Raw genomic sequence first — 25,848 nt, 5'->3', positions numbered from 1 at the left:
AAATGTAGATCACACGTCTGGGAATAGCAGTTCAAAGCATACGCCTTCTGCACTATTGACTGCCTGATACGTCCCCTGATGAAGTGTCAGAATGGATGCCACAATCGACAGCCCTAAACCACCCGTTTGATGAGGGTTTTGTCTGCTGGAATTGCACTGATAAAAGCGCTCAAAGATATGCGGCAAATGCTCAGGGGCAATCTCTAAGCCACTGGTGATCACAGATAATCCAATCATATGCATGTGATTGATCATCTTTCGTTGGCTTACCACATAAATGCTTCGGTGATTACCGCCGTGGATCGGTGCATTTGATATCAGATTATACAGGGCTTGTTGTAACAGTTCTGGATCTGCCCAGAGTTCAGTCGCGTCCAGCCTGAACACAAAATGGCAGTCTTGCTCTTCGGCTTGATATTCAAAAATACTGCACATATGTTCTATAAAGGATTGGAGCTGAATTTTCTGTTTGTTTAAGCGAACTTTATGCGCATCTGCGCGGGCGAGAAATAACATACTGTCAATCATTCTTTTTAAACGGTGATAATCCTCCAAGTTGGAAATCAAGAGTTCCTGATACTGTGCGGGACTGCGTTCACTCATGAGTAAAATTTCGGTTTGCCCGATTAAATTATTCAGTGGGGTTCTAAATTCATGCGCAATGTCTTCAGAGAAACGATTCAGTTGGCTATATCCCATTTCAATACGGTCAAGCATGGCGTTGATATCGGATGCAAGCTGTTCAATCTCTTGAGGCGGATGCATCAGATTGAGTCGCTGCTCAAGTTGCTGAATATTAATGGCATGGGTTTGTTCGCGCAGAGTTCTTAAAGCCTTCAATCCCAGACGGCTAGCAATCGCACAGAGTATGAAAATGGCCAAGATACCTGTAAACACATAGAGGAAAAGACGCTTTTGAAAAGGTGAGATAATGGCTAAACGTTCAGACCACTGTTTGCCTGCAATTAACAAATAGGGTTGCTGATTGATTTGAATGGTTTTCCACGCAATACGGGTCGGGTAAGCATGAGCCGATAAATCACGGAATTGAATCTGGGGCTGATGGGTAAATTCGGGCAGCGGAATGCCAAGTGGATTGATATTAATCAGAATCTGGTCATCCTGAATCAATAAAAACAAATTATCCTGATTTCCCAACATATTTTGATACAGCTTCGGGCGAGCAATAATCTGTTCGATATTGCGACTGTCTTGCAGCAAAATTTCTAGCCGCTCAATACGTTCAACCAAAGCCCAATCTTGCTGGGCAATTAAAATTTGATTGATACCCAGATAGGTCATAAATGCCACAGCACACAACACCATGGCAGCACACCATGTGACCAATAGCGTTAATCGGAGTTCTAAAGAGCGAAGGCGCTTGAACATTAGGCTTCAACCGAAATTTTATAGCCCAGGCCACGAACGGTATGAATGAGTTTTATCTCATGTCCCTCATCAATTTTACTGCGTAAGCGGCGTACCGCCACATCAATAAAATTCGTATCGGTATCAAAATTGATATGCCAAACTTCGGACGCAATTTGCCTGCGCGTAATAATTTCATTTGGGTGTTGTAGCATAAAGCGCAATAAACTAAATTCCTTTTTACTGAGTTCAATTAACTGCTCATTCCGCCACACTTTATGATGGATTAAGTCCATTTTTAAGTTGCCGATCCATAACTCATTTTCCTGCACATACTGTTGCCGTCTCAGCAGACTTTTAATGCGTGCGAGTAACTCAATATAAGAAAAAGGCTTGGCCAGATAGTCGTCGGCCCCCAGTTCCAGACCTTTGACTCTGTCAATAATCTGGTCTTTGGCGGTGAGAAAAATCACGGGTATTTGGGAAAATTGACGCAATATTTTTAACACTGCCCAGCCATCAATATCGGGCAGCATCACATCGAGTATGACCAAAGTATAAGGTTGCATCTTGAGTTTCTCCAAGCCTTCAAGTCCTGAATGAACACATTCAGCCGCGTAGCCAGATTCATTTAAGCCCTTCACCAGATATGAGGCGATCTTCACTTCATCTTCGATAATCAGAATACACATTTTGCTCAGACTCATTTTGAAGATGACAACTTTGTAATGTGATTGTCATGCTTCAAAGCATTCAGGTTGTATAAGATTTTTTAAAACTTAATTCAGGGCAATCATGATGAACAAACTTACAGGGCTTGTTTTAACAGTAATGCTGATGAGTAGCAGTACTTTTGCACAAACCGTTCAATTGAATCAAGTTTATTCACTCGATTCTAAAGCTGCTCAAAGCCTAGTAGATGCTGCGGTGGCGGCTTGTCAAAAAATACAGCACAACATTGCTGTGGTGGTGGTTGATCGGGGAGGAAATACCTTGATGGCGAGTAGGCATGAAACTGTGGGCCCGCATAATTTGGGCGCGGCTGAAAAGAAAGCCTATACCGCTTTATCCACCAAAACAGCAACCTTGTTGTTAAGTCAAAATGCCCATGAAAACAGTGATGCAAAAAATTTAACCACCGTATCAGATTTACTGTTGTTAGGTGGCGGCTTGCCGGTGCGTTATGAAAATCAGGTGGTCGGTGCAATTGGCGTTGCAGGCGCAGGTGGTGCCAAAAATGACCAGTACTGCGCTGAAGCAGCCATTCAGTCTAGTTTTAACCATTAAGGATTCCATCATGTTTAAGAAATTTTTACCCCTTTCCACTTTGTTATTGGCATCAATGGCGTTTGCACAAAATAACCCATTAAGTGTGCATGTGTTGAATCTAGAAAATGGTCTGCCTTCCGCTCAAGTCGAGGTGGTACTCGAAAAAAGTACTGGGAATAAATGGGTGAAATTAAATCAGCAATATACTGGCCCTAATGGCCGTATTACTGGATTGTTTCCTGAAAATCAGAAGCTTGAAGCTGGTATTTATAAAGTTACCTTTAAAACCGAGGACTGGTTTAAAAAAAATAAGCAAGATACTTTCTTTCCTGAAGTTCCTGTAATTTTTAAGGTAGATGGAAGTGTCAGCCATTATCATATTCCTCTACTTCTAAGTCCTTATGGATATTCGACTTATAGAGGTAACTAAGATTTAAAAGGGCTAGTTTAACTAGCCCTTTTATTTGTGCTGAGTCCGTAAACTAGAGAAAAATCACAAAAAATTCATGATCGTATTATTATGCTTTTAGTTGAATTAAAGTTGACTCAAGTTATGTAAATGAGTTGATAGAGCTTATTGAAGCTTCATAGTAATTAAAAATGAGAATGGCATGAATCAATTTTCCGAAGAAGATTTATCTAGAATTATCGAAATGGCCTGGGAGGATCGAACTCCTTTTGAAGCTATTCAACGTGAGTATGGTTTGAATGAAGCGGCGGTGATCCGCTTGATGCGGCAAAATATGAAACCCAGTAGCTTTAAAATGTGGCGTGCACGTGTGACAGGCCGAAAAACCAAGCATCTGCAGCTGCGTTTACCTGATGTGATACGGGCCTATTGTTCACGCCAATACAAGCGTTTCTAAGTTTTTGATTTTGCTTACCGTCTGGACTCACGTTTACATCGTTCAGAACAATATTGTACTTCCTCCCAGCAGCGGTTCCATTTCTTGCGCCAAGTAAAAGGGCGTAAACAGTGGATACAGATTTTTTCAGGGAGATGCTGTTTTTTCATCGTTTATAACTCATTGATTTGGCTAAGAAGTTGCTGGGCATGGCTGATAATCTGCTGCCGATCTTTAAGTTTATCTAGCTGTCGATAGATCATGCCCATACGTGGATGAGTACGAAATTTCGCTTCATTCCGGATCATGAAATACCAGTACAGGCTATTGAACGGACAGCTATCCAGCTCGGTACGAGTTTTGACATTGTAGCTACAGTGCTTACAGTAATCGGACATCTTATGGATGTAATTGCCCGAGGCGGCATAGGGTTTGCTAGCCATCAAGCCGTCATCGGCATGCATCACCATGCCCAGCGTGTTCGGTAGTTCTACCCATTCATAGGCGTCGGCATAGACTGCTAGATACCACTCGCTGATCTGCTGCGGGTCTACACCAGTTAATAAGGCAAAATTTCCAGTCACCATCAAACGCTGGATATGATGTGCATAGGCATGCTGAAAGGTATTACGGAAACACTCAGCCATACAGTTCATCCGGGTATGGCCTGTCCAGTAAAATTGTGGCAACGGTGCTGAATACTGTAGCGCATTGCGGTTGGCATATTCTGGCATGTACAGCCAGTAAATTCCGCGGACATATTCGCGCCAGCCGAGAATCTGTCGGATAAAACCTTCCACTGCATTCAGTGGTGCATGACTGGCATGGTAGGCAGCTTCTGCTGCATCACAGACTTCTCTGGGCAGCAGCAGGCCACAGTTCAGATAAGGTGAGAGCAGGCTGTGAAACAGCATGTCTGAGTCTTGAACCATGGCATCCTGATAATTGCCAAAATGTGGCAAACTGTGGATAATGAAATGCTCCAGTGCAAGTAGGGCATTGCTGCGCGTGGTGGCCCAGCGGAAATTGTCAAGGCTGCCAGAGTTACGAGAAAATTCACGTTCAACCAATTCAAGTACATCCAGATCAATCTGATCGTGTTCAAAGTGAAGTGGTGCAGGCAAAGGGGGATTGCCAGCCCAGGCCTTGCGATTGGCGCTGTCATAGTTCCACTGTTGTCCAAGCGGCTGCTGTCTCTGCATCAAGTAGCCGGTCTGCTTGCGCATTTCCCGGTAAAAATATTCCATACGCAGTGTCTGGTAGCGGCTGGCCCAGTGCCGGAACTGCTCCGGACTGCAGAAAAAACGTTCATCATTCAGGCACTGTACTGGTAGTTGTAGTTGCTTGCTCCAATGCTGTTCAATCTGCTGCTGTAAACGATATTCCCCGCAGTGCGTAATGACCAGTTCTGTGACTGGTAAGAGTTGTTGCTGTGACTCTACGAAATCCAGCAAGCTACGAATCGGACTATCAGATTGAAAAGCATGGTAACGTACACGCCAGTCTTCTGCTTTGAGTTCTTTGGCAAAATGACGCATGGCGCTAAAAATCAGGGCAATTTTCTGCGGATGATGGGCGACATAAGTAGCTTCCTCAACAACTTCGGCCATCAGGATCACATCCCGGGTACGGTCCAGCGCTTTGAGCGTAGCAAGCCGATGATGAAGCTGGTCACCCAGAATTAAACCGAAACGCATAGCCATTCCAGACCCGATGAAAGATAGCGCAGTGTAAATCCAGACAGTTCAATTTTTTGTGAAAATAAAGATCAACCCGCATGTTGAGTCAATATAACTTGGCCAGATGATCTTCTGACATAGCAGAGGAATCTTGAGTACTGCAGTAAAATACTATTCATCTGTATAACGCCAAAGCCAGTTGATGAAAATCACTTAGCATGATTCCTTAATACATAGGTGGTGTGAAAATTATGTGATTTTAATCAAAAAGATACAAATTATTATGGTTGTAATCCAGGCAACTTGCGCCTAGTATCTGGCTAGAAGTTGCTCTATGTAAGCTTCCTTAGTTTTGTCCCATACCCGCCTTTGTATGGGATTTTTTTTAATCAGAGAATTGTCATGAGCATGCATTCAAAAGCGTATATTTTTAGAGAGCAGCAATTACTGGTGGATGAGTATTTTCAGTTACCGCAGGTAGCCAGACTGCAGCACGACCTGAACCTGAGGGAAAATGGCGAGGTCATTGCCCGTGACCTGAAAGAAAACGAGCCAGTGCTGGAAGGCTATCAGCTGGTACCGATCAGACAACTGGTACAAGTTTGGAGCAGGCCGCAGTTTGAACAGGCCAGCCGTGCGGTACAGTTACTGGAGTGGCGCCGTAATCACCGCTTTTGCAGTAAATGTGGTCATGCTACGCAACAGCACGCCAGCCAGTATGCCATGGTCTGTCCATCCTGTGGCTATAATCAGTATCCGCGGGTGAATCCCTGTGTGATTACCATCATTACCCGGGGTAAAGATGAAATCCTGCTGGCAAAAAATGCTCGCAACAAAACCCAGATGTACAGCCTGATTGCAGGCTTTATTGAAGTCGGGGAAACCCTGGAAGAGGCAGTCCGCCGTGAAACGCTGGAAGAAGTAGGGCTGCAGATCAAAAATATTCAATATCTGGCCAGTCAGCCGTGGCCGTTTCCCAGCAATCTGATGATGGCCTTCAAGGCAGAATATCACGCAGGGGAAATTCAGATTCAGGAAAATGAACTCAGCGATGCGCAATTTTTCAAGTTTGATCAATTACCAGAGATTCCGTTCAAGGGCAGTATCGCCTACGCCATGATTCAGCATGTGATGCATGGAACACCTGTTGCAGATGACAGCAAAGAATGGCTTTGAAATAGATATATCTGAATAATTTCTTAGTGGAAAATAATGGATAGATAATTTGCAGTCTCTTTATTTGATATAATCTTATGAAGAGGCCTAATTCCAAGTAGGGTTTGAACACTTAAATAATCTTGAAAATTTTTCCGCTAGTAGTACTTTGAAAAAACATTTCAAAGCTGGGCCGAATATCTTCACCATCCACGGTAATATATTGAACATGGGAACAAGGCTGGCTAGCATTAAAATGGGGCTCAACCGTCGCCTGAATAGAATATTTAATACCGAATTGATCTTTTACATTTAGATTTTGTTTAAACATTAGTTTACCTTTAATAAGATGATGGCAGAGAGTAAATTAAATTAAGTGATTATTAATAAAGTATTTTTTATTTAAGTAACTTTTTGATTTAGCTTAAATAGTTTATTTAAAGACGTATAAAATGTACGACCATCTAAATTCAAATCTACCTCAATTCCAGATTCAAGCAGAATTTTTTTACCGACTTCAATCTGTTTGAAACCTTGACGGGTATTCTGCATTTTATTTAAGGGGATTAAAGAAACGATAATTTCAGTGCCATTTTGAGATTTTGCAATTAATTCATTAACTTTTAACAATTTGTATCCTATTTTTATGATTTTGTTTGTTCCAATATAGAAAATAATTTTTCTTTAAAATTAAAAAAGCACTGAGTAGTGCTTTTTCAACTCGTATTAGTACTTATATAGCAACAATATTGACTGCATTGGGGCCTTTTTGACCTTGAGCAACACTAAACTCAACCTGTTGGCCTTCAAATAAGGTTTTAAAACCTGAGTTAGCAATTTCACTGAAGTGCGCAAAAACATCTGGACCTGATTCTTGTTGAATAAAACCAAAACCTTTAGTTTCATTGAACCATTTAACGGTACCTTTAACAACATTTGAGTTTGACATAATAAATCCTACTGATTGTTTAATAATTTTTAGTCATTTTATTGACTGCTTATAACTTTGAAATAATAAAGAATGAAACTTAAAATCTGAAAAAAACGAAGAATTATGAATAAAACGACGATACTTAAGAGAGATTTAGTGAAACAAGACTTTTTCTAGTTGAGTTAACTATACCCTAAAAACTAGAATAATCAAGTTTTCTTATATGTATATTTTATAATCTTATTAAAAATTTAGTTATCTAACTGATTTATATATTTTATTGTAATTATAGCCAAACATAGTTAATCTACTTAGCCAATAAATTTGACAGTAAATGAATGTGATTACATAGCTCTGTAATAATAATATTGATGTTTTTAATTTCAGGGATGATGATTTTTTACATATGCACAAAGCTTAAGTTTAGATCACCTTTCAAATTTGACTCTATCTATTAATGATCATGGGATGTAGGGAAAAAATCACCGAACCAAGCGGCTAGGACTAAATCCATTCATTTGCGATTGTGTTAGCTAAACCTGCATACAAAGATGCTTATAGGACAGCTACTTTTTTCTCATAAAATTATTGTACGGACAATAAGGTTAATCGAGCTTAAATTATTCAATCCCAAATACTGAATTTCACAATTTTGTCTTCACGCTTTGTTCACACCCACCTGGGTTATCTTAAGCCTGAAATCCAACAAGGCTAAAAAATGAAGATACTATTCAAGTCTGTTTTCGCAGCCACAGCATTGGCCATCATCAGCACAATGACTCAAGCAGAAACTGTTGCACCTCGGGCAGTCGATCAGGTTGATATTCAGCAGTATGCGGGCAAGTGGTATGAAATCGCGCATTTACCGATGTATTTTCAGCGTAAATGCATATCGGATATCATGGCACAATATCGTGTCAATGCCGATCAGACTATGCGTGTCTTGAATAGCTGCCGGATTGCCAATGGCGAAATGATTAGTTCTGAAGGGGTTGCCTATCCACAAAATGAAGGCAATAGCAAACTGAAAGTCAGTTTTTTACCTCAAGGTTTAAGATGGATACCATTTAGCAAAGGTCATTATTGGTTATTACGCGTAGATCCGGAATATAAAGTGGCACTGGTTGGAGAACCGAGTAATAAATATCTATGGATATTATCGCGTGAACCGCAACTGGATGAAGCGACTTATCAGTCCTATTTAGATACAGCGAAACACTATGGTTATGACGTGACAAAACTAATCAAATTACCACATTAATCTGCTACCCTTTTGCCGAACTACTAAGTCTCTCTACAGTTCGGCTTTTTTTATTTCACTTCACATAAAATTGATATCTGACTAATTACACTCATCAAATAGAATAAAGACAATCGCTTAAAAGTAGGATGAGTCCATGTTGAAAAGCCTGATACGATGGATAGACAGCTGGTCTACACTCACAGCGCCTGAAACACTGACGGCTGAAAACAGCAAGATTCAGTGGTTTAGGATTTTGCCGTTTATTCTGTTGCATTTGGCCTGTCTAGCAGTGTTCTGGGTGGGAGTGTCCTGGTTTGCACTGGGCTTTATGCTACTGTTCTACCTGATCCGCATGTTTTCCATCACCGCTTTTTTCCATCGCTATCTGTCACACAAAACTTTTCAGACCTCGCGTCCGCTGCAGTTCCTGTTTGTGCTGATTGGCACCATGAGTGTACAACGTGGCCCACTGTGGTGGGCGGCACATCACCGCTATCACCACCGCTATACCGATACCTTGCAAGATCCGCATTCCTCGACGCATGGTTTTTGGTATAGCCATGTCGGCTGGTTTTTAAATGAATACAACTTTGCTACGCGTAAAGAGGTAATCAAGGACTGGCTGAAATATCCGGAACTGATCTGGCTGGATCGTTTCAGTTTAATTGTGGTGCTGCTGACCGCGGGCGGAATTTATGCACTAGGGGAATGGCTGGCAATCACCTGGCCACAACTGGGCACTTCGGGCCTGCAGTTACTGGTCTGGGGATTTATGGTTTCCACCGTGTTATTGATCCATGCCACCTTGTGTATCAATTCACTGGCGCATCATTACGGCAGCCGGGATTTTGACACTGAAGATCAAAGCCGCAACAACTTATTCCTGTCCATTATTACCTTGGGCGAAGGCTGGCATAACAACCATCATTATTATGCTGGCAGTACCCGGCAAGGCTTTTACTGGTGGCAGGTTGATATCACCTATTACCTGCTGAAACTCATGTCCTGGCTCGGGCTGGTCTGGGGACTCAAGCCAATTCCGGCACGGGTCTATGAAGCCAGTAAAATTAGCCAGGCTCGAAAACAGAAAAAAGCCGCTACGGCAGGCACTCACACGATTCAATCGAAGGAATCACCATGAAAATTGCGATTATTGGTTCAGGTATTTCCGGTTTGTATGCCGCCTGGAAACTCAGCAAAGTGCATGAGGTCACGCTGTTTGAAAAGAATAATTACTTTGGCGGCCATATCGATACTCATCAGCTGAATATAGATGGCGAACAGGTTGCAGTGGACAGTGGCTTTATTGTGTTTAACGAGCATAACTATCCGCTGTTCTGCGCGATGCTAAAAGAACTCGGAATTCAATCACAAAGCAGTGACATGGGCTTTTCCGTGAATAATCAGGTCAGCGGCTTGCAGTACAATCCGTCAAAAAAATTCTCGCTGCTGTTTCGCCCACAAAATTTTCTGAATGCTGATTTTCGCGCAATGTTGTCGGATCTGTTCCGTTTCTATACCGCCAATAAAGATCTGGATGTCGAGAAGGTTGATGCACAACTCTGTATTGATGAGTATCTGAATCAGCATGGCTATTCTGAAGCCTTCCGTCAGGAACATCTCTATCCGATGTGTGGGGCGCTGTGGTCCTGTCCGGTGGAACAAGCTGGACAGATTCCCTATAAATTTGTGGTGAGCTTTTTCCAGCACCATCGCATGTTGCAACTGAAAGACCGGCCGTTATGGCTCACGGTCAAGGGCGGATCAGCTCACTACGTCCGTGCCATTCAGTCCCAGGCCAATATTATCTTCCGCAAGACCGGCGTTCTGCATGTCTCGCGGAGTGCCAATGATGTGCTGGTTGAAACGACCCAGGGCAGCGAACGTTTTGACTGGGTGGTATTTGCCAGCCATGCTGACGACAGCCTAAAGTTACTGAAAGACCCATCCGCGCAGGAGCTGGAAGTACTCGGCAAGTTTCGCTATCAGGATAACCGCATGGTGGTGCATTCCGATACCCGCATCATGCCCAAATCCAGAAGTCAGTGGGCCAGCTGGCATGTGCATGTGACCCCGAGTCAGGCAACTGAACAGACCCCGTTCCAGCACAGTGGTATGCACTATGGTTTCAGTTACTGGATGAACCAGCTGCAAAACCTGCAATGCAAAACCCAGGTCTTTGCCACCCTGAATCCTAATTTTGCCTTAGATCCTAAAAAAGTCTGGGTAGAACGGCATTACCGTCATCCGGTGTTTGATGCTGCCGCGATTGAGGCGCAACAACGCTGGGCCGAGGTCAATGCTCAGAACCGCACCTCCTACTGTGGCGCTTACTGGGGCTGGGGCTTTCATGAGGATGGGGCACGTAGCGCTTCATGGGTAGTCGATCAGCTATTGCAGCAGACCGAGCAGGCAGCTAGGAGCGCATGATGCAGATGTATCCACTGGCGATCGCCGCTGCCAAAATCCGGCATCGCCGTTATTTGCCCAAAGCCCATGCTTTTGAGACTCAGCTGACCTATCTATGGTTTGATCCTGATCAACTCTCAAGCTTTACCCAAAAGTCCTGGCTATGGTCTTCCAAGCGCTGGAATTTCCTGACCCTGGATGAGCGTGATTTTCTGACTATGGAATGTGGTTCGATTCGGCAGAAGGTCGCACGCCTGCTGATCAAGCGGGAAAACTATCTGTTACCGCATGCCGCGTCCATCCGGGTTCTGGCCTTGCCACGCACACTCGGCTTTCGTTTCAATTCCGTGGTGTTTTATCTAGTCTTTGATGCCACCGACCAATTGCTCTTTGTACTGAGTGAAATTACCAATACGCCGTGGAATGAACGTCAGGTCTATATCCATGACTGCCGGCACAATACAACTGAATATGCGCCGTACCAGAGTCACCAGTTTGATTTTAAAAAGGCCTTTCATATATCACCGTTCATGCCGATGGCACTGGATTACCGCTGGCGCTTCAGCTTCTCTGATCAGCAGAACGTGATTCATATGCAGCTGTTTGAGCAGGGCGTGCTGCAATTTGATGCCACCCTGAAATTTTCTCTACAGGCCATCACGGTTCCTTCACAGCATTATCGCTATGCTGTGCTGAAAGTTCTTGAACCCTTCAGAATGGTCAGCGGAATTTATCTGCATGCCTTCCGTTTATGGAAAAAGAAAATTCCGTTTTACCGACATCCTAAAAAAGAAAAAGGAAACACATTGCGATGAAAACACTGTTAATGGGAGAGCAAAGCACACTGCCGGCGCTACTGCGCCACCTCCTTAAATTACGCCATGGTCAGCTGATTTTTAAAGGCGTCTGGAATGGAGCGGTCGGAGAAAACAGTGATCTGCAGGCCGTGATTCAGGTGCATAATACCCGTCTGATGGAATTGTTATTCCGTAATGGTGTACTTGGTGCGGCAGAAGGTTTTATCCGCGGTTACTGGAGCAGTGAAGATTTGGTGGATGTGATCCGCATTTTGGCACGTAACCGCGATGTACTGGACCGGATGAATCAAAATGTAGTGGCAAAAGCCAGCCAGTTGGTACTCAAGGCTTGGTATAAATCCCGTAAGAATTCGATTGATGGAAGTCGTCAGAATATTGCTGAGCATTATGACTTGAGCAATGAGTTCTTTAAATTGTTCTTAGATTCCAGCATGATGTATTCCAGTGCTGTCTTTAAAGACCCTTGTATGAGCTTGGAACAAGCTTCAGATTATAAAAAAGAATTGATCTGCCAGAAACTTCAATTGAAACCGATGGACCATTTGGTCGAAATTGGTAGTGGCTGGGGAGGCTTTGCCATTTATGCGGCTCAGCATTATGGCTGTAAGGTCACCACCATTACCATTTCCAAGGCTCAGTATGATGAAGCACTCGCTCGAGTTGCTGAAGCGGGACTGTCTCATCGGGTGTTTGTACAGCTTCAGGACTACCGTTTACTCGAAGGTAAATACGATAAATTGGTGTCCATTGAAATGATTGAAGCAGTCGGTGAGCAGTATTTACCAACGTATTTCCGAAAATGCCGCGAGTTGCTCAAGCCGAATGGTCTAGCCTTGATACAGGCGATTACGATTGAAGATGCACGCTATGTTAAAGCTTTAAATACGGTGGATTACATTAAGCGTTATATTTTCCCCGGTAGTTTTATTCCATGTATCAGTGTGATGACGCAAACGGCTTCTGAGCAAAAACTTCGTCTCAAACATCTGGAAGATATTGGTCAAAGCTATGCACAAACCCTGAAGTGTTGGCGCCAGCGTTTTCTGGAGCAGCGTGATCAAGTGCTGCAACTTGATTTTGATGAGCGTTTTATCCGCATGTGGGATTTTTATCTGTGTTATTGCGAAGGTGGTTTTAGGGAAGGTGTGATCAGTGATGTCCATTTGCTGTTTGAAGCCAGTGCTTACTAAGCAGAAATAAAACAGGAGGGCGACATGCTGCTAGATTTATTTTTGCTCAATGTCTTCATCATGCTCTGTAGCTGGGTGTTTGTGACCTATAACCGCAGAGCAGGGTTGGTCGATGTCGCTTGGAGTTTCAGTATTGCCCTTAATGTGATTATTGCTGCTTGGGCGATTGACAGTGCACCGATGTTGGTTCGGTTATTTCTGGGACTGGCGAGTGGGATCTGGTTTTCACGGCTGACTTGGCATCTGTTACGGCGCTATACCAATGAAATCCAAGAAGACACGCGTTATGCCAACATGCGCCGAGCGATGGGGGATTATCAGCATCTTGGTTTTCTGGTGTTTTTTATATTTCAGGCAGGTTTGGCTCTACTGTTTTCTTACCCAATGCTGAAGTTGTTGAGTCTTCCGACCCAGCAGTGGAATGACTGGACTTTGGTCACTGTGATTGTGGCGGGCATGATCATGCTATCGGCTTTGATAGGCGAAAGCACTGCCGATCAGCAACTTTACCGTTTTAAGCTAGATTCACAGAATCAAGGTAAAACCATGGATCAGGGCTTGTGGAAATACTCACGTCATCCGAATTATTTTTTTGAATGGCTGCATTGGTTTGCCTATCCAGTGCTCGGTCTGGCCGCAGGATGCTATGAATTATGGATTTATCCGCTGCTGATGTGGCTATTCCTGTACTACCTTACGGGTATTCCATTTAGTGAAAAACAGGCGCTCACTCACCGTGGTGACAACTATAAAGACTATCAACGACGAACTTCAATATTTTTTCCGTGGCCACCCAAAGAGTAGGTAAATACATGGACTTTATGATTAAAAAATCTTTAGAACTGATCGAAAATGGCAAGGTGCCAGACTCAGTGATTCGTGCTGGTATTAAAATCTTGAGCAAAAAACGTTTGGCACAAGAAGGTCGGTTTGACCCCGCATTGGCAGCGCAGCGCTATATGGATGTGCTGACCATGCTGAAAAACAGCGAAATTGCCATTGAGACAGACAAAGCCAATGAGCAGCACTATGAACTGCCGACTGCATTTTTTCAGGCAGTACTCGGTAAGCGCCTGAAATACAGCGCGAGTCTCTTTGAACATGCCGATACGACGCTAGATCAAGCTGAAGAAGCTGCTCTTGCCTGCTATTGCCAGCGAGCGCAACTGAAAGACGGGCAGGATATTTTAGAAATTGGCTGCGGTTGGGGCTCTTTAAGTCTGTATATGGCCGAGCATTATCCAACTGCCCGTATTACGGTCGTGTCAAACTCTTCAACGCAGCGCGAGCATATTCAGGAAAAAGCCCGTTTAAAAAAACTGGATAACCTTAATGTGATCACTTGTGATGTCAATGTGTTGCAACTTGAACCTGTGTCATTTGACCGTGTGGTTTCGGTGGAGATGTTTGAGCATGTACGCAACTATCAAAAACTGTTTGAAAATATCAGTATTTGGCTCAAATCAGATGGCTTATTGTGGTGTCATATTTTCTGTCATCGTTTCTTGCATTATCCGTTTGAAGTCAAAAATGAGTTTGACTGGATGTCGCAATATTTCTTCAGTGGTGGTTTGATGCCGGCAGCCTCAACTTTCCTACATTTTCAGCAGCATTTGCAGCTTGAACAGCACTGGCAATGGGCCGGCACCCAATATGAACGCACTGCAAATGCCTGGCTGGAGAATATGGACCAGAAGCAGGCCGAGCTGCAGCCCCTGTTTGAACAGACCTATGGCGCAGATGTGGCAATCTGGTGGCAGCGCTGGCGGATTTTCTTTATGGCCTGTGCAGAGCTGTTCGGTTATGACCATGGACGTGAGTGGGTGATCGGCCACTTTCTGTTTAAAAAAGCCATATAATTGAACGATGAATCGGGTGGGCCAGCGGGGAATATAGCAATGTTAAGGCTCTTTAGGGACAAACGCGATCATCCTCTGGGTGAAGTGTTTAACCGCTACTACTGGCTGCAAATCGGATTCATTGGCCTATCTGTGGTGATCGGGATTGGCTTCAGTGCGTGGGTGATTAAAGGTTCCTTGCTCAGAACCGCGCTGGAACAGGAAATGTCACACTACTGGCAGCGACTGGAACGCAATCCTGCCGCAGAATTGCCCGATACCAAAAACCTGTATGGTTACCGCTGGAACATTGTGCCACCCTCCCAATTTAAGCATATGCCGCTTGAGCAAGGGGTGAATCGGCATTTTGTTGATGGTAAGGAACGCATGACCGTGTATGGTGAAAAAGACGGGCAGCATGTGCTGTTGGTGTTTGGCGAAAGCAATGTCAATAAACTGGTCTGGTTGTTTGGTCTGGCACCACTGATGGTCAGCTTGTTTGTGCTTTATAGTGTGCTGTGGTGGTGGAATCGCCGTGCTCGGCGCTATTTTTCTCCAATTACCAGACTTGCCAACGCACTGGAACATATTGATTGGGAAGATTATAAAAATCAGGCTTCACCGTTTCATGACATCCGGACTGATTCAAATCTGGAAGCGGAATATCTCAAGCAGGCGCTAGAAAAATATCATCAGGTATTAAGCGAGTTTATTCAGCGTGAACGTGAATTTACTGGTGATGTCAGTCATGAGCTTCGCACACCACTCACCATCTTAAAAGGCAATGTGCAGTTGTGTCAGGCACGCTATGGGGACAATAAATCATTTACTCGCTTGAACAACACCATTGAAGACATGCAACTATTAGTTGACACACTACTGGCTATTGCCCGCAATGCCACCAATACTTTAACCGCTGAATCGACTATGCTTTCAGAATGTCTGGAAAATCTAGTTCAGGATCTGGATAGTGTTAGCCATAACAAAGGCATGCGGATAAATTTTCAAAAAGATCTAAACGAACAGCCACGTAAACTTTACCCGTCAATGACCAAAATGGTATTCGGCAATATTTTGCGGAATGCACTGAATTATTCACAAGGCACAGAAATTGATGTCATTCTGCAAAAAAATACAGTATTGATTGCAGATAATGGTGTCGGCATTCCTTTACCTAATAACTCCAAGGTGCAAGAACTATCGGGGCAGCAATTGCAATTAGAGATCAAAGGTCATGGCATTGGACTGCAATTAGTACAGAAGTTGTGCAAGCAGCTTGGCTGGCGGGTCGAGTTGTTTGATCGGCAGTATTATCTCAATACTCACCAAGATGTTGATCTAGCGATGACGACTGGACTGATTGTCGTCTTGTATTTAAATTAAGGCTGGGCTTCGAGAGCTTAAGCTTCTAAAGTGATCTTTAACCCTACGCCAGATATGGTATGAATTAGCTTTTGCTCAAAAGGCTTATCGACCATTTTACGCAAATTATAAATATGACTACGCAGGGCATCGCTTTCAGGCTCTTCATCCCCCCAAAGCTCTATCATAATTTCCTGTTTAGTCAGAACTTTAGGCGAATGGCGCATCAGTAGTTTGAGCAGTTTGAACTGAATGGGGGGCAGTTCAATGGTTTGTCCTGCACGAGTCAGTTGCTGTGTTGCCGGATCCAGAATCAGATCATGAATTTGAAGACGACCAGAGGATACTTCACCCAGTGAACGCTTGATCAAAGCTTTGACTCGAACCACCAGCTCATTAAAGTCAAATGGCTTGACTAGATAATCATCCGTGCCTGAATTGAAACCTTTGAGTTTGTCATTCAGCGTATCGCGTGCGGTGAGCATCAGCACAGGGAGGTCCATACCTTCTTTATTTCGTAGCCATTCACATAGTTCATAACCCGAGCCATCAGGCAAGTTAATATCTAAAAGTAAAATATGATAGCGTTGCTGCTTGAGCAATTGGCGCGCAGCATTTAGATTTCGAGCATGATCGACCACAAAACCATGCTCTTCTAGAAACTCGCATAAGGTAGATGCCAGTTCATAATGATCTTCAACCATCAAAATAAAATGTTTAGACATAACTGTAGGGACTACTTTATTAATTGCTGTTTTAATTTAGCACTAAATGGCTGAGGACCTAGCCATATATTAAAATATTGCTGGGCCAATGGGTTCTGGAGTTGTCCCTGCATTTTCTGGTTTAAGTATAGGCTTAATGTGTGTGTGGCATGGCTATATTTTAGTTGGTATAGATCTCCTGAGTTCACTGGACGATACAGATCGGTGATTGGATTGAAAACAGCCTGAACTTTTTGATCTTTGATATTACGTTTGAGTAGATGTGTGGCCGCACGTTTAAATGCCCATTCTGGAATATTCTGTGTATAGGTAAAATCCATCTGTATGTTTTGGCCTTGCCAAGGCTGATTACAGTTTTGTGCAAAGTAACTGGCCACACCGACCTGTTTTTGTCCCACCATTAGTGGACCATTACCACATTTATTTAAGCTCTGCGCATGAGCCCAAGAACCAAAACTCCCGAGCATCAGTACAGTGGTTATGGCTACTTTTTGAAGAGTTATGGTCAAATCTGGTGTACGAGCATCAGGCGGTTTTCCTGTCTGATTGCTCCATTACTTGTTCGCCGTCTTGGAATTTAACGTTATTGACCACGAGGGTTAGCAGTTGAAATCCTTTCAGGCGGTTCCAGCGCTTCTGCGCTGATTGCAGCAATTTATAAACCATTGCTAGGGTTGTGTTTCTTGAACCGCAATTGCGGGTTTTGCTGGTTCTTAAACGTACTGTAGCGAAGGCAGATTCAATTGGGTTGGTGGTGCGTATACTCACCCAATGTTCTGCTGGAAAATCGTAGAAAGCCAACATGCTCTCACGGTCTTTAGCTAAGCATTCCATTGCGCGTGGGTACTTAGCAGTAAACCTTTCCAGCGCTATATCAAAGGCTTTATGAGCCTTCTCACGCGTCTCTGCCATCCAGATATCATGCAGTGCTTCTTTTACTTTGGGCTGTACTGCTTTGGGCAGTTTGTTGAGCACATTGGCCGTTTTATGCACCCAACAGCGTTGTTGTTTGGTCTGCGGATAGACCTTACTCAGGGCTTTCCAGAAGCCCAAGGCGCCGTCAGCTATTGCCAGCTTTGGGCAGGTCGTAAGCCCACGCGCAACCAGGCCATTCAGCAGCTCAAGCCAGCTGGCTTCAGACTCGCGATAGCCTTCCTCAACGGCAATCAGCTCCTTGCGACCATGCTCTGTCACGCCCATCACCACCAGCAAGCACAAACGGTCATCGAGGCGGACGTTGCTGTAAATACCGTCAACCCAAAGGTACGCGTAGCGCTTGTCACTCAAATCGCGCTGTCGCCACTCTCGGTGCTCATCAATCCAGCGTTCCTTGAGCCTGGAAATGGTGTTAGCTGACAGACCTTTGGCATTCTCACCCAGCAAGGCTGCAAGGGCTTCTTGGTAGTCTCCAGTGGAAATACCTTTGAGATACAGCCACGGTAATAACTCTTCAACGCTGCGGGCACGCTTGAGGTATGGCGGTAGCAGTGCGCTGGTAAAACGAATACCAGAGCCGCTACGATCACGCACTTTTGGCACCTTGATATCAACATCGCCAATGCCCGTTTGGATGCTGCGCTCAGGCAAATAGCCGTTACGCACCACAGCTTTGCGGCCATCGGGTAAACGCAGTTCTTCATGAGCTTGCAGCAGTTGCTGCAGCTCTACTTCAACTGCTTGCGCAATGAGCTGACGAGCACCATTACGCAATAAAGCAGTTAGCACATCAGTGCCAGTTTCATCTGGTTGTGAAAGAACATTCAGGGTAATATTTGTCATGGCGTATCGCTCTACTGTTAATTATTTCTTGGAGGAAACAATCAACAGGATACGCCACCCTCTTTTCCCCTCATACACCACAAATGACTATAGCTCCTTTTTGAAAGGCAGTACCCATGAATAGGTTCCTCCTACATAGGGCAAAGAACGATACAGACCATTGGCAGGATCCCAGAAATCTTGTTGGAAAATAATCTTATGGTTTGGGTTGACCTTTATTTCACTGATGCCAAAAGAATCCATCGTTCGCGTTTTGCCGAACATTTTAAAATCATAAACCATATGCCAATGCACATAGGCAGAGTCTTGATGATATGAAGTATTTAATAGGCTGACAGTTACATTACTCACCCGCTGGTTCATACTTTGAAAATGTTCAAGCAGTTTTTTACGCGATGAAAATTGCGACAGAGTATCGTTAATAAAAAGCTGATCTGCATACAATGCTCCAGCGTTTTCAACGAATTGAGGGGTGCCCAAGGTATTAAATGCAGAAGTGAAGCGAGTGCCGATTTCTAGTGCTTTTGCATCATCTAAGGGTACTCCCTGAATACTCGCTCTGGCATTTGCATAATCAGAGGAATAACGAGGAACACTTTTACATCCTGACAGGAAAAGCACTGGTAAGGATAAGGCAACTACCATTAACGTTTTGAGTTGATTCATGTTCACTGTCCATCTTCAGCGTTTATCCTCACACTTTAGATAGGCTAGAGTGAACAGAATGTGAAGATAGACACTAAAGACCGTGCATTGAATAGAATTTTGGTGATCAAGGATTAAATTTCACTTTCTCTTTTTTCCTCAGCCATTAACCAATCAATGATATTCATGACATCAGGATTCTCATTATTTTTTCTGACTATGGCATAAAAATTATAGTCACAATAGATAAAACCAAAAGGGGCAATGACTCTTCCATTTAGTATTTCTTTTTCTACTAAAATTTGAGGTGCTATCGCAATTCCTAAGCCTGACACAGCTGCCTCTATCATTAAATTGAGACTATCAAAATAACGATCATTCGCTTTTGGGGAAAAGTGAATCTTGGACTGATCAAACCATGTATGCCATGCATTTTTATTTGAGTGGGTATGAAGTAATGGATAATTTAAAAGATCATGTTCTGTATGAAGAGGATTTATTTCACGATTACAAACAGGCCCCATGTTATCGGGAAATAAAAGATATTTATTCAAAAAGTTGGGAAGTATATGATTCTCACTGATGCTATTGATAAATATGTCAACTTTCTCTTTTTCTAACAATTTTAAGTCATTACATGTCATTAATTTGATATGGATATTGGGATAAATGACTTCGAGCTTTTCTAATCGGGGAATCAGCCAATTTGCCATAAAACTATGAGAAGCGCCTATTACCACTTCTACCTCTGACGTTTTATTTGTTAACTCAAAGACGCATTGTTCTAAATGATTAAAAAGATGCGTACAAACTCGAGATAATTCTTCGGCATCCGTTGTCAGAGAGATGGTAGAGGAATGTCGAATAAACAATTTTTTATCCAACCATTCTTCTAACTGCTTTATTTGATGGCTAATCGCGCTATGGGTGACACACAATTCTTCCGCAGCTAAGCTAAAACTTTTATTTCTGGCGACTGCTTCAAATGCTTTTAAAGCATTAAGGGGAGGGAGTGTTCTACGTTTCATGTTGTAAAATTTTCTAACACCATAAGCTCAAAATATATCAATTATCAGAAAAATGAAAATATTTTAAGATGAAAAAAATGGATACAGTAAGAGATATGAGATGACAACCCCTTATACAGGTAATGGTCCTGATGACTTGGGATTTTTTGGTAAATTTGGCGGATGTTACATGCCAGAGAGTTTAATGCCAGCACTTCAAGAATTAGAGCAAGCCTTTAATACTGTTCGGCACAAACCTGAATTTTGGGCTGAATATCAGCAGATTTTAACGGACTTTGTTGGTCGTCCTAGTCCTCTTTTTTATGCAAAAAACCTAACAGCTTATGCGGGAGGTGCTCGAATATATCTCAAGCGAGAAGATTTGAACCATACGGGTGCGCATAAGATCAATAATTGTGTTGGGCAAATCTTATTAGCCAAATTTATGGGGAAAACTAGAATCATTGCAGAAACTGGTGCTGGACAACATGGTGTTGCAACAGCAACTGTTTGTGCACTGTTTAAGATGAAATGTACCATTTTTATGGGAGAAACAGACATTCAGCGCCAACAAGTGAATGTTGAACGCATGAAATTACTCGGTGCTGAAGTCAGAAGTGTTCAAAAAGGTCGTGGGACTTTAAAAGATGCGATGAACGAAGCATTACGTGACTGGATTAGTCATGTTGATACAACCTATTATCTGTTGGGTACTGGTGCAGGTCCTCATCCATATCCCATCATGGTCAGAGAATTTCAAAAAATTATTGGTCTAGAAGCCAGAAACCAAATACTCCTCAAAGAAAATAAACTGCCTGATGCTTTGGTTGCTTGCGTTGGTGGTGGATCAAATGCATTAGGGTTGATGCATCCTTTTCTAGAAGACCTGAATGTCAAAATGTTTGGCGTTGAGGCAGGGGGAAAAGGAACAAATCACGGTGAACATGCCGCCTCTATTTGCAAAGGTCAAGTCGGGGTGCTGCATGGCAATTTAACCTATTTATTACAAGATTTAGATGGACAGATTTTAGAGGGGCACTCTATATCGGCTGGCTTAGATTATCCTGGTGTCGGCCCTGAACATGGCCTTCTGTTTGCAACACGACGTGTGACATATACGGCTATAACCGATCAAGAAGCCGTAAATGCATTTCAGCTTTTAAGCCAACAGGAGGGCATTATTCCTGCTCTTGAGAGTTCTCATGCGATTGCATATGCGATTCAACTTGCTCAAGAAATGCAGCCAGAACAGATCATTATTGTTAATTTAAGTGGCAGAGGTGACAAAGACTTAAACACGGTAAAAAAATATCTTGCAGGAGCTACAGCATGAACCGTCTAGATCAAAAATTAGAACAATTAAAACTGGAAAATCGAAGCGGTCTGGTCTGTTATTTTACTGCTGGAGATCCTAATTTCGCAGAAAGTTGTCATCTGTTAAGCCAATTAGGTCAAGCTGGGGCTGATATTATTGAAGTTGGCATGCCATTTTCAGATCCAGTAGCAGATGGAGAGATTATTCAGGCAGCACATCTTAGAGCATTAAGTTCAGGTCAAACGGTAAAAAAAACCATTGAGTTGGTAAAAGCAATCAGGCTGCATGATGACAAGACACCAATAATTTTTATGACTTATTTAAATCCGATTATGCAATATGGTTTCGAAACACTTGTCGCCGAAACGGAAAATCTTATAGACGGAATATTGATTTTAGATGCTCCATATGGGTATCAAGAAAACTTTGAAGTGCAATTAAATGAAAAAAATATGCATTTAATTGCAATGACAGCGCCGACCACCCCAGTTGAAAGATTAGAACAAATTTCAGCGCGTGCGACAGGTTTTTTATATCATGTTGCAGAAAATGGCTTAACAGGGGGAGACTTAAATCTACCTAATCTTGAGAAAAAGATGTCTGAAATCAAGCCTATTTTTAATATTCCAGTTGCAATTGGTTTTGGGATCAAAAATGAAAGTCATGTTAAAGCATTAGCCAATAAAGTAGATCTTATTGTTATCGGTTCAGCGCTTGTCGATACTTTTTTTAATAAGGGGATGAATGCGACTTTAGAAAAAGTCACAGTTTTTTCGCAAATACTTAAAGAAAATAAATAATATCCTGTTTTTTAATCAGTACCTTTAAAGTTAATTTTACAAGAGCCATATGTGATAAAACCGTCTCCCGTAAGGGAGATGGAACTTTGGATGTGGATTTTTTTACTGAAAGTGATCGCTTTTTAAAAATCACTATTATCATACAGATGTGACATACGTTTTTGCTTTGTCTCTAGATAAGCTTTGTTAACGATATTTAAGCCAACTTTTAAAGGAATACGTTCAACAACATTAATTCCTAAATCAGTTAAAGATTTAATTTTAAGCGGATTATTTGTAATGAGTTTTACATTCTTTATTTTTAAATAATCTAACATAATGGTACACATGTCATATTTACGGGCGTCTGCCGGTAAATTTAATAATAAATTGGCATCAAGGGTATCATGTCCTTGGTCTTGGAGTGCATAGGCCCGAATTTTATTGGTTAATCCTATGCCACGGCCTTCTTGGCGCAGGTATAAGATCACACCTTGACCTGCATCATGAATCATTTTCATGGTTGAATGTAATTGTGGACCACAGTCACATTTGAGTGAAGTAAAAGCATCACCTGTTAAGCATTCTGAATGAATTCTGACGAGTACAGGTTGATTAGAAATAGTATCCATGCCTTTGGCAAGAGCGATATGTTCTTCACCAGTACTTTGGTCTTGAAACGCTATAATTTCAAAATCGCCAAACGCAGTAGGTAACTTTGATTTGGAAACAAATTCTATAGCCACTGGACTATCCACCTATATCTTGATAATAGATAACATACGCTGAATTAAACTTTCAGTTAGATAATATTCATTTAATAGTGAATTTTGTGTGAAACAAGGAAGTGTATTGCATAAAAAAAGCTTTTTGCATGAGCTAGCTTTATTGCAAACCTTATTGTAGAAGCCTTACTCAGTAATATAATTCTCACATAAATAAGTCTGTACCTAAAATTTACTGCACAACGAAGTGATCTTCTTATAATCGGACCTTAATAAATCGGTGAAATATTTCGATTTGGTTTGATCTTGCTGCTCAATAGTATTTACAACCTAAAGGCAAACAAGGCCACAATCAAACTTATTCAGATACGAGTCTGTAAATTATTTTGTGTGATTTCAATTTATAATTTAAGAAAATTAACAATTATATTTCTCGTTACAAAAATTAGCCCAATCAGCCATTAATGTTTTACGTTTTTTGAGATAAGCCCCACGTAAATAGGCTGCCTCAACCTCATCTGGTAACTTATGAGCAAGAACATGCTCACAGACCTCACGAGGGTATTCCGTTTTATCAGCTGACCAATCACGGAAAGTAGAGCGGAAACCATGTGTTGTAATCACTCGGTTTTGTTTGGGATCAATATAGCCTAAGCCATTTTCTTTTAGCTTTTGTTCATGCATGCGTTTGATCAATGTAGTTAAAGACATATCAGAAAGCATTTGTCCATTGCGTGGGGCAGGGAAGATGAAATCTTGTAGCTGAGTATGATCTTGAATAGATTCAAGCAAACTAATGGCTTGCAGGGATAAAGGAACACGGTGTTCTTTATCCGCTTTCATTCGTTCTTTAGGAATTATCCATATTTTATTCTTAAAATCAATTTCCTGCCATTTAGCCCCGAAAATTTCACCAGATCGACACGCAGTTAAAATTGCAAATTCCAGAGCCTTAGGGGAAATTCCTTTTTTCTGTTTCAGGTGTTGAATAAATTCAGAAACTTGTTCATAAGGCAATGATGGATGGGGGCGTGATTCCTGCTTTAAGTTTCCTAATATAGGTTCAAGATTCCCTTTCCATTCAGCAGGATTGTCACCTGCAAAATATCCCATGGCTTTAGAATAATCAAAAATGGTTTCTATGCGGCCACGAATACGTTTGGCAGTTTCATTTTTCTCAATCCAGATAGGTTTAAGAACTTCGGCAATATCAACCTTGGTAATGCCGCCAATACTAAGACCACCTAAAGTCGGGTAGATATAGGTTTCCAATGTTGATGCCCATTGGGCAATATGTTTTTCATTTTTGAGTTCACGGGTTTTATTGGCAATAACGACTTCTGCACATTCACGGAATGTCTTTTCCCGAAGTTTCTGAATATGTAGCTTTTCGAGCTCTGCTTGTTTATGTGCAATTGGGTCAATGCCATTTCGAATCTGCAATTTTAGTTCAGTCGCTTTAGCACGAGCTTCAGCTAAAGAAACTTCAGGGTAGGGGCCAAGACCAATATCACGGCGATGAGGCTTCAATTTCCCATCTTTGCCCAGACGTTTTCCCACGACAGCACGCAAAATCCAGACACGGGAATTACCTTCGATATTCAAACACAAGCCATCAACGCCACCTACGGAATATCGCCCAGTCTCTTTAATTTTTGCTACACTGAGTGCGGATAGCTCTTTAGATTTTTTCGGCATGCTTTTATTTACCCCACAACCTACCCCTCATAAGATACTGGAAATGGTTGGATTAAACAAGATGGCTTAGGATGGTTAAATTATTAAGTATTTGAAAAATATATATTTATAATATTGTCTAGGATTGCTTAGGAATACTGTTAGACGGACACCGCTTCCGCCAGATACGAAAAACCCCGATCATTGATCGGGGTTTTTTATTGCCGCTGTTTTGCTGGGCGCATTCGCCTGTATAAAAATTAGGATTGGATTGCATAAATTACGAATATATGTGGGCTTGCCGGAAATCCAAGCAGATTCTCACAAAGCCAATCTTATCCAGCCTCTGCTGAAAATTATAAAAAGAAGGCTGATATGGCTATTTTTGTAATAGTCAGTTATTTCAATGATCACTTAGCCTAATTTGGAAGTTTATAACTTTTAAAGATTTTGCCAGATCGCTCATTTGATTTCCGGTAATACCTAGTTTTATAAAGTGATTAATGAGTTTAGCTTCTATTTCTGCAACAGTAGATCGGCCTAAGTCTGTTATTGAAAGTTTTTTCAGTTTCATATCCCGGGAGCTTTTATTGATCATTCCTTCTTTATAAAGAGTATTTACTAACTGGTTAACTCTTTGTGCCGAGAATAAGGTATTTTTTGTGATTTCATGCTGGGTTGTTTCTGGCAGGTCATGAATGAAGTTGAGAATAATATATGCATTATAGCTAATGCGGTAATTATATAGAAAGCCTTCAGTTACCTTTTGACAGTATTCAGTTAGGCAGTGCAGCTCACGGAAGTGATTTTTTTTAATCCATTCATTTATCATTTTAATAGCTTCCATGCTCATAAAATTGAATTTGGTTAATGGTCTAGATCATTTTATTACGACGTGTATGTTAAGTAAATTACTCATATTTCAATTTTTTTAATGGCCTATTTTGAATAAGAATTAGAAAAATCATTGAAACCTGAAATTGGAACATAGCTCATTGTTTTAAACGCCTAGAGCTTTGTCAATAAAATTATTTTATTGACTATGTAAAAGATTGCCAATGCGAAAATTTCCTATCTTTTCCAATAATA

General features: G+C 42.0%; 29 protein-coding genes and 1 pseudogene. 15 read left to right on the top strand and 15 right to left on the bottom strand.

The features are described 5' to 3' along the window. Positions 1-9 precede the first annotated feature (9 nt). Both BEN74_RS05900 and BEN74_RS05895 read right to left on the bottom strand, forming a co-directional pair. On the bottom strand, positions 10-1,389 hold the full coding sequence (locus BEN74_RS05900) for a heavy metal sensor histidine kinase (protein WP_068911423.1): 1,380 nt from the start codon (positions 1,387-1,389) through the stop codon (positions 10-12). Then, positions 1,389-2,060, bottom strand: a complete 672-nt coding sequence (locus tag BEN74_RS05895) for a heavy metal response regulator transcription factor (protein ID WP_068911442.1) — start codon at positions 2,058-2,060, stop codon at positions 1,389-1,391. Before BEN74_RS05895 ends, BEN74_RS05900 begins: the two co-directional genes overlap by 1 nt. Positions 2,061-2,166: 106 nt before the next feature. On the opposite strand from BEN74_RS05895, the gene BEN74_RS05890 reads away from it, so the two are divergent. The 3 genes from BEN74_RS05890 (at position 2,167) to BEN74_RS05880 (ending at position 3,503) form a co-directional block, all read left to right on the top strand. Beyond that, positions 2,167-2,655 (top strand): GlcG/HbpS family heme-binding protein, encoded by a 489-nt coding sequence (locus tag BEN74_RS05890; RefSeq protein ID WP_068911421.1) that lies wholly within the window; start codon positions 2,167-2,169, stop codon positions 2,653-2,655. 10 nt (positions 2,656-2,665) lie between these two features. Beyond that, positions 2,666-3,067, top strand: coding sequence for a hydroxyisourate hydrolase (gene uraH / locus BEN74_RS05885; RefSeq protein WP_068911419.1), 402 nt, complete (start codon positions 2,666-2,668; stop codon positions 3,065-3,067). A gap of 181 nt (positions 3,068-3,248) precedes the next feature. Further along, positions 3,249-3,503, top strand: a complete 255-nt coding sequence (locus tag BEN74_RS05880) for a TIGR03643 family protein (protein ID WP_068911416.1) — start codon at positions 3,249-3,251, stop codon at positions 3,501-3,503. Between the two features lie 14 nt (positions 3,504-3,517). Here BEN74_RS05880 and BEN74_RS05875 read toward each other — a convergent pair whose 3' ends face one another. Both BEN74_RS05875 and BEN74_RS05870 read right to left on the bottom strand, forming a co-directional pair. Next, on the bottom strand, positions 3,518-3,652 hold the full coding sequence (locus BEN74_RS05875; protein WP_086374398.1) for a DUF2256 domain-containing protein: 135 nt from the start codon (positions 3,650-3,652) through the stop codon (positions 3,518-3,520). 3 nt (positions 3,653-3,655) lie between these two features. Continuing rightward, entirely contained in the window at positions 3,656-5,179 is a 1,524-nt protein-coding gene (locus BEN74_RS05870; RefSeq protein ID WP_068911439.1) for a cryptochrome/photolyase family protein, read from the bottom strand. Positions 5,180-5,563: 384 nt separating this feature from the next. On the opposite strand from BEN74_RS05870, the gene nudC reads away from it, so the two are divergent. After that, positions 5,564-6,337, top strand: coding sequence for an NAD(+) diphosphatase (gene nudC, locus BEN74_RS05865; protein WP_068911413.1), 774 nt, complete (start codon positions 5,564-5,566; stop codon positions 6,335-6,337). A gap of 112 nt (positions 6,338-6,449) precedes the next feature. Here nudC and BEN74_RS05860 read toward each other — a convergent pair whose 3' ends face one another. The 3 genes from BEN74_RS05860 to BEN74_RS05850 all read right to left on the bottom strand — a co-directional run bounded on the left by BEN74_RS05860 (position 6,450) and on the right by BEN74_RS05850 (position 7,265). Beyond that, positions 6,450-6,647: a hypothetical protein gene (locus tag BEN74_RS05860; RefSeq protein WP_068911411.1), complete on the bottom strand. Its 198-nt coding sequence runs from the start codon at positions 6,645-6,647 to the stop codon at positions 6,450-6,452. 71 nt (positions 6,648-6,718) lie between these two features. Next, positions 6,719-6,946 carry a hypothetical protein gene (locus tag BEN74_RS05855; RefSeq protein WP_068911408.1) on the bottom strand — a complete coding sequence of 76 codons (228 nt, stop codon included), beginning with the start codon at positions 6,944-6,946 and terminating at the stop codon, positions 6,719-6,721. A gap of 103 nt (positions 6,947-7,049) precedes the next feature. Continuing rightward, positions 7,050-7,265: a cold-shock protein gene (locus tag BEN74_RS05850; protein ID WP_005093626.1), complete on the bottom strand. Its 216-nt coding sequence runs from the start codon at positions 7,263-7,265 to the stop codon at positions 7,050-7,052. Between the two features lie 700 nt (positions 7,266-7,965). On the opposite strand from BEN74_RS05850, the gene BEN74_RS05845 reads away from it, so the two are divergent. From BEN74_RS05845 to BEN74_RS05810, 8 genes are all read left to right on the top strand, one after another. Then, positions 7,966-8,508 carry a lipocalin family protein gene (locus BEN74_RS05845; protein ID WP_068911406.1) on the top strand — a complete coding sequence of 181 codons (543 nt, stop codon included), beginning with the start codon at positions 7,966-7,968 and terminating at the stop codon, positions 8,506-8,508. Positions 8,509-8,644: 136 nt separating this feature from the next. Next, positions 8,645-9,631 carry an acyl-CoA desaturase gene (locus tag BEN74_RS05840; protein ID WP_068911404.1) on the top strand — a complete coding sequence of 329 codons (987 nt, stop codon included), beginning with the start codon at positions 8,645-8,647 and terminating at the stop codon, positions 9,629-9,631. Next, the gene (locus BEN74_RS05835) at positions 9,628-10,920 is read left to right on the top strand and encodes an NAD(P)/FAD-dependent oxidoreductase (RefSeq protein WP_068911402.1); all 1,293 of its coding nucleotides are present in this window, start codon (positions 9,628-9,630) and stop codon (positions 10,918-10,920) included. The genes BEN74_RS05840 and BEN74_RS05835 overlap by 4 nt, the downstream gene beginning before the upstream one ends. Beyond that, entirely contained in the window at positions 10,920-11,714 is a 795-nt protein-coding gene (locus BEN74_RS05830; protein ID WP_068911437.1) for a DUF1365 domain-containing protein, read from the top strand. Before BEN74_RS05835 ends, BEN74_RS05830 begins: the two co-directional genes overlap by 1 nt. Beyond that, a complete protein-coding gene (locus tag BEN74_RS05825) occupies positions 11,711-12,907 on the top strand; it encodes an SAM-dependent methyltransferase (protein WP_068911399.1) in 1,197 nt (398 codons plus the stop codon). Before BEN74_RS05830 ends, BEN74_RS05825 begins: the two co-directional genes overlap by 4 nt. Positions 12,908-12,931: 24 nt before the next feature. Continuing rightward, positions 12,932-13,711 (top strand): DUF1295 domain-containing protein, encoded by a 780-nt coding sequence (locus BEN74_RS05820; RefSeq protein ID WP_068911398.1) that lies wholly within the window; start codon positions 12,932-12,934, stop codon positions 13,709-13,711. Between the two features lie 8 nt (positions 13,712-13,719). Continuing rightward, positions 13,720-14,766 (top strand): SAM-dependent methyltransferase, encoded by a 1,047-nt coding sequence (locus BEN74_RS05815; protein WP_068911396.1) that lies wholly within the window; start codon positions 13,720-13,722, stop codon positions 14,764-14,766. A 39-nt stretch (positions 14,767-14,805) separates the two neighbouring features. Further along, positions 14,806-16,128, top strand: a complete 1,323-nt coding sequence (locus tag BEN74_RS05810) for a sensor histidine kinase (protein WP_068911435.1) — start codon at positions 14,806-14,808, stop codon at positions 16,126-16,128. Between the two features lie 17 nt (positions 16,129-16,145). Here BEN74_RS05810 and BEN74_RS05805 read toward each other — a convergent pair whose 3' ends face one another. The 5 genes from BEN74_RS05805 to BEN74_RS05785 all read right to left on the bottom strand — a co-directional run bounded on the left by BEN74_RS05805 (position 16,146) and on the right by BEN74_RS05785 (position 20,284). Continuing rightward, positions 16,146-16,832 carry a response regulator transcription factor gene (locus BEN74_RS05805; RefSeq protein WP_068911393.1) on the bottom strand — a complete coding sequence of 229 codons (687 nt, stop codon included), beginning with the start codon at positions 16,830-16,832 and terminating at the stop codon, positions 16,146-16,148. An 11-nt stretch (positions 16,833-16,843) separates the two neighbouring features. Then, entirely contained in the window at positions 16,844-17,341 is a 498-nt protein-coding gene (locus BEN74_RS05800) for a chalcone isomerase family protein (RefSeq protein WP_086374399.1), read from the bottom strand. A gap of 16 nt (positions 17,342-17,357) precedes the next feature. Then, positions 17,358-18,611: an IS256 family transposase gene (locus BEN74_RS05795; protein WP_000182043.1), complete on the bottom strand. Its 1,254-nt coding sequence runs from the start codon at positions 18,609-18,611 to the stop codon at positions 17,358-17,360. Positions 18,612-18,698: 87 nt separating this feature from the next. After that, positions 18,699-19,277: a nuclear transport factor 2 family protein gene (locus BEN74_RS05790; protein WP_068912212.1), complete on the bottom strand. Its 579-nt coding sequence runs from the start codon at positions 19,275-19,277 to the stop codon at positions 18,699-18,701. Positions 19,278-19,390: 113 nt separating this feature from the next. Then, a complete protein-coding gene (locus tag BEN74_RS05785) occupies positions 19,391-20,284 on the bottom strand; it encodes a LysR substrate-binding domain-containing protein (RefSeq protein WP_068912214.1) in 894 nt (297 codons plus the stop codon). Positions 20,285-20,384: 100 nt separating this feature from the next. Between BEN74_RS05785 and trpB the strand changes: the two genes are divergently transcribed. Further along, positions 20,385-21,596, top strand: coding sequence for a tryptophan synthase subunit beta (trpB, locus tag BEN74_RS05780; RefSeq protein ID WP_068912217.1), 1,212 nt, complete (start codon positions 20,385-20,387; stop codon positions 21,594-21,596). After that, positions 21,593-22,378: a tryptophan synthase subunit alpha gene (gene trpA, locus BEN74_RS05775; RefSeq protein WP_068912220.1), complete on the top strand. Its 786-nt coding sequence runs from the start codon at positions 21,593-21,595 to the stop codon at positions 22,376-22,378. The genes trpB and trpA overlap by 4 nt, the downstream gene beginning before the upstream one ends. 122 nt (positions 22,379-22,500) lie before the next feature. On the opposite strand, the gene ribA is transcribed toward trpA, so the two are convergent. Continuing rightward, positions 22,501-23,103 carry a GTP cyclohydrolase II gene (gene ribA / locus BEN74_RS05770; protein WP_068912230.1) on the bottom strand — a complete coding sequence of 201 codons (603 nt, stop codon included), beginning with the start codon at positions 23,101-23,103 and terminating at the stop codon, positions 22,501-22,503. Between the two features lie 188 nt (positions 23,104-23,291). On the opposite strand from ribA, the pseudogene BEN74_RS19855 reads away from it, so the two are divergent. Beyond that, positions 23,292-23,399: pseudogene (locus BEN74_RS19855) on the top strand (IS5/IS1182 family transposase); the annotation flags it as partial. Between the two features lie 100 nt (positions 23,400-23,499). On the opposite strand, the gene BEN74_RS05760 reads toward BEN74_RS19855, so the two are convergent. After that, positions 23,500-24,780: a tyrosine-type recombinase/integrase gene (locus tag BEN74_RS05760; RefSeq protein WP_068912222.1), complete on the bottom strand. Its 1,281-nt coding sequence runs from the start codon at positions 24,778-24,780 to the stop codon at positions 23,500-23,502. A 382-nt stretch (positions 24,781-25,162) separates the two neighbouring features. Beyond that, positions 25,163-25,591, bottom strand: coding sequence for a MarR family transcriptional regulator (locus BEN74_RS05755; protein ID WP_068912224.1), 429 nt, complete (start codon positions 25,589-25,591; stop codon positions 25,163-25,165). Positions 25,592-25,848: the final 257 nt, after the last annotated feature.

The sequence above is a fragment of the Acinetobacter sp. WCHAc010034 genome (assembly GCF_001696615.3).
Lineage (GTDB): Bacteria > Pseudomonadota > Gammaproteobacteria > Pseudomonadales > Moraxellaceae > Acinetobacter.
The sequence above is the reverse complement of the archived record's forward strand: the minus strand, read 5'-3'. Positions and strand labels throughout refer to the sequence as shown.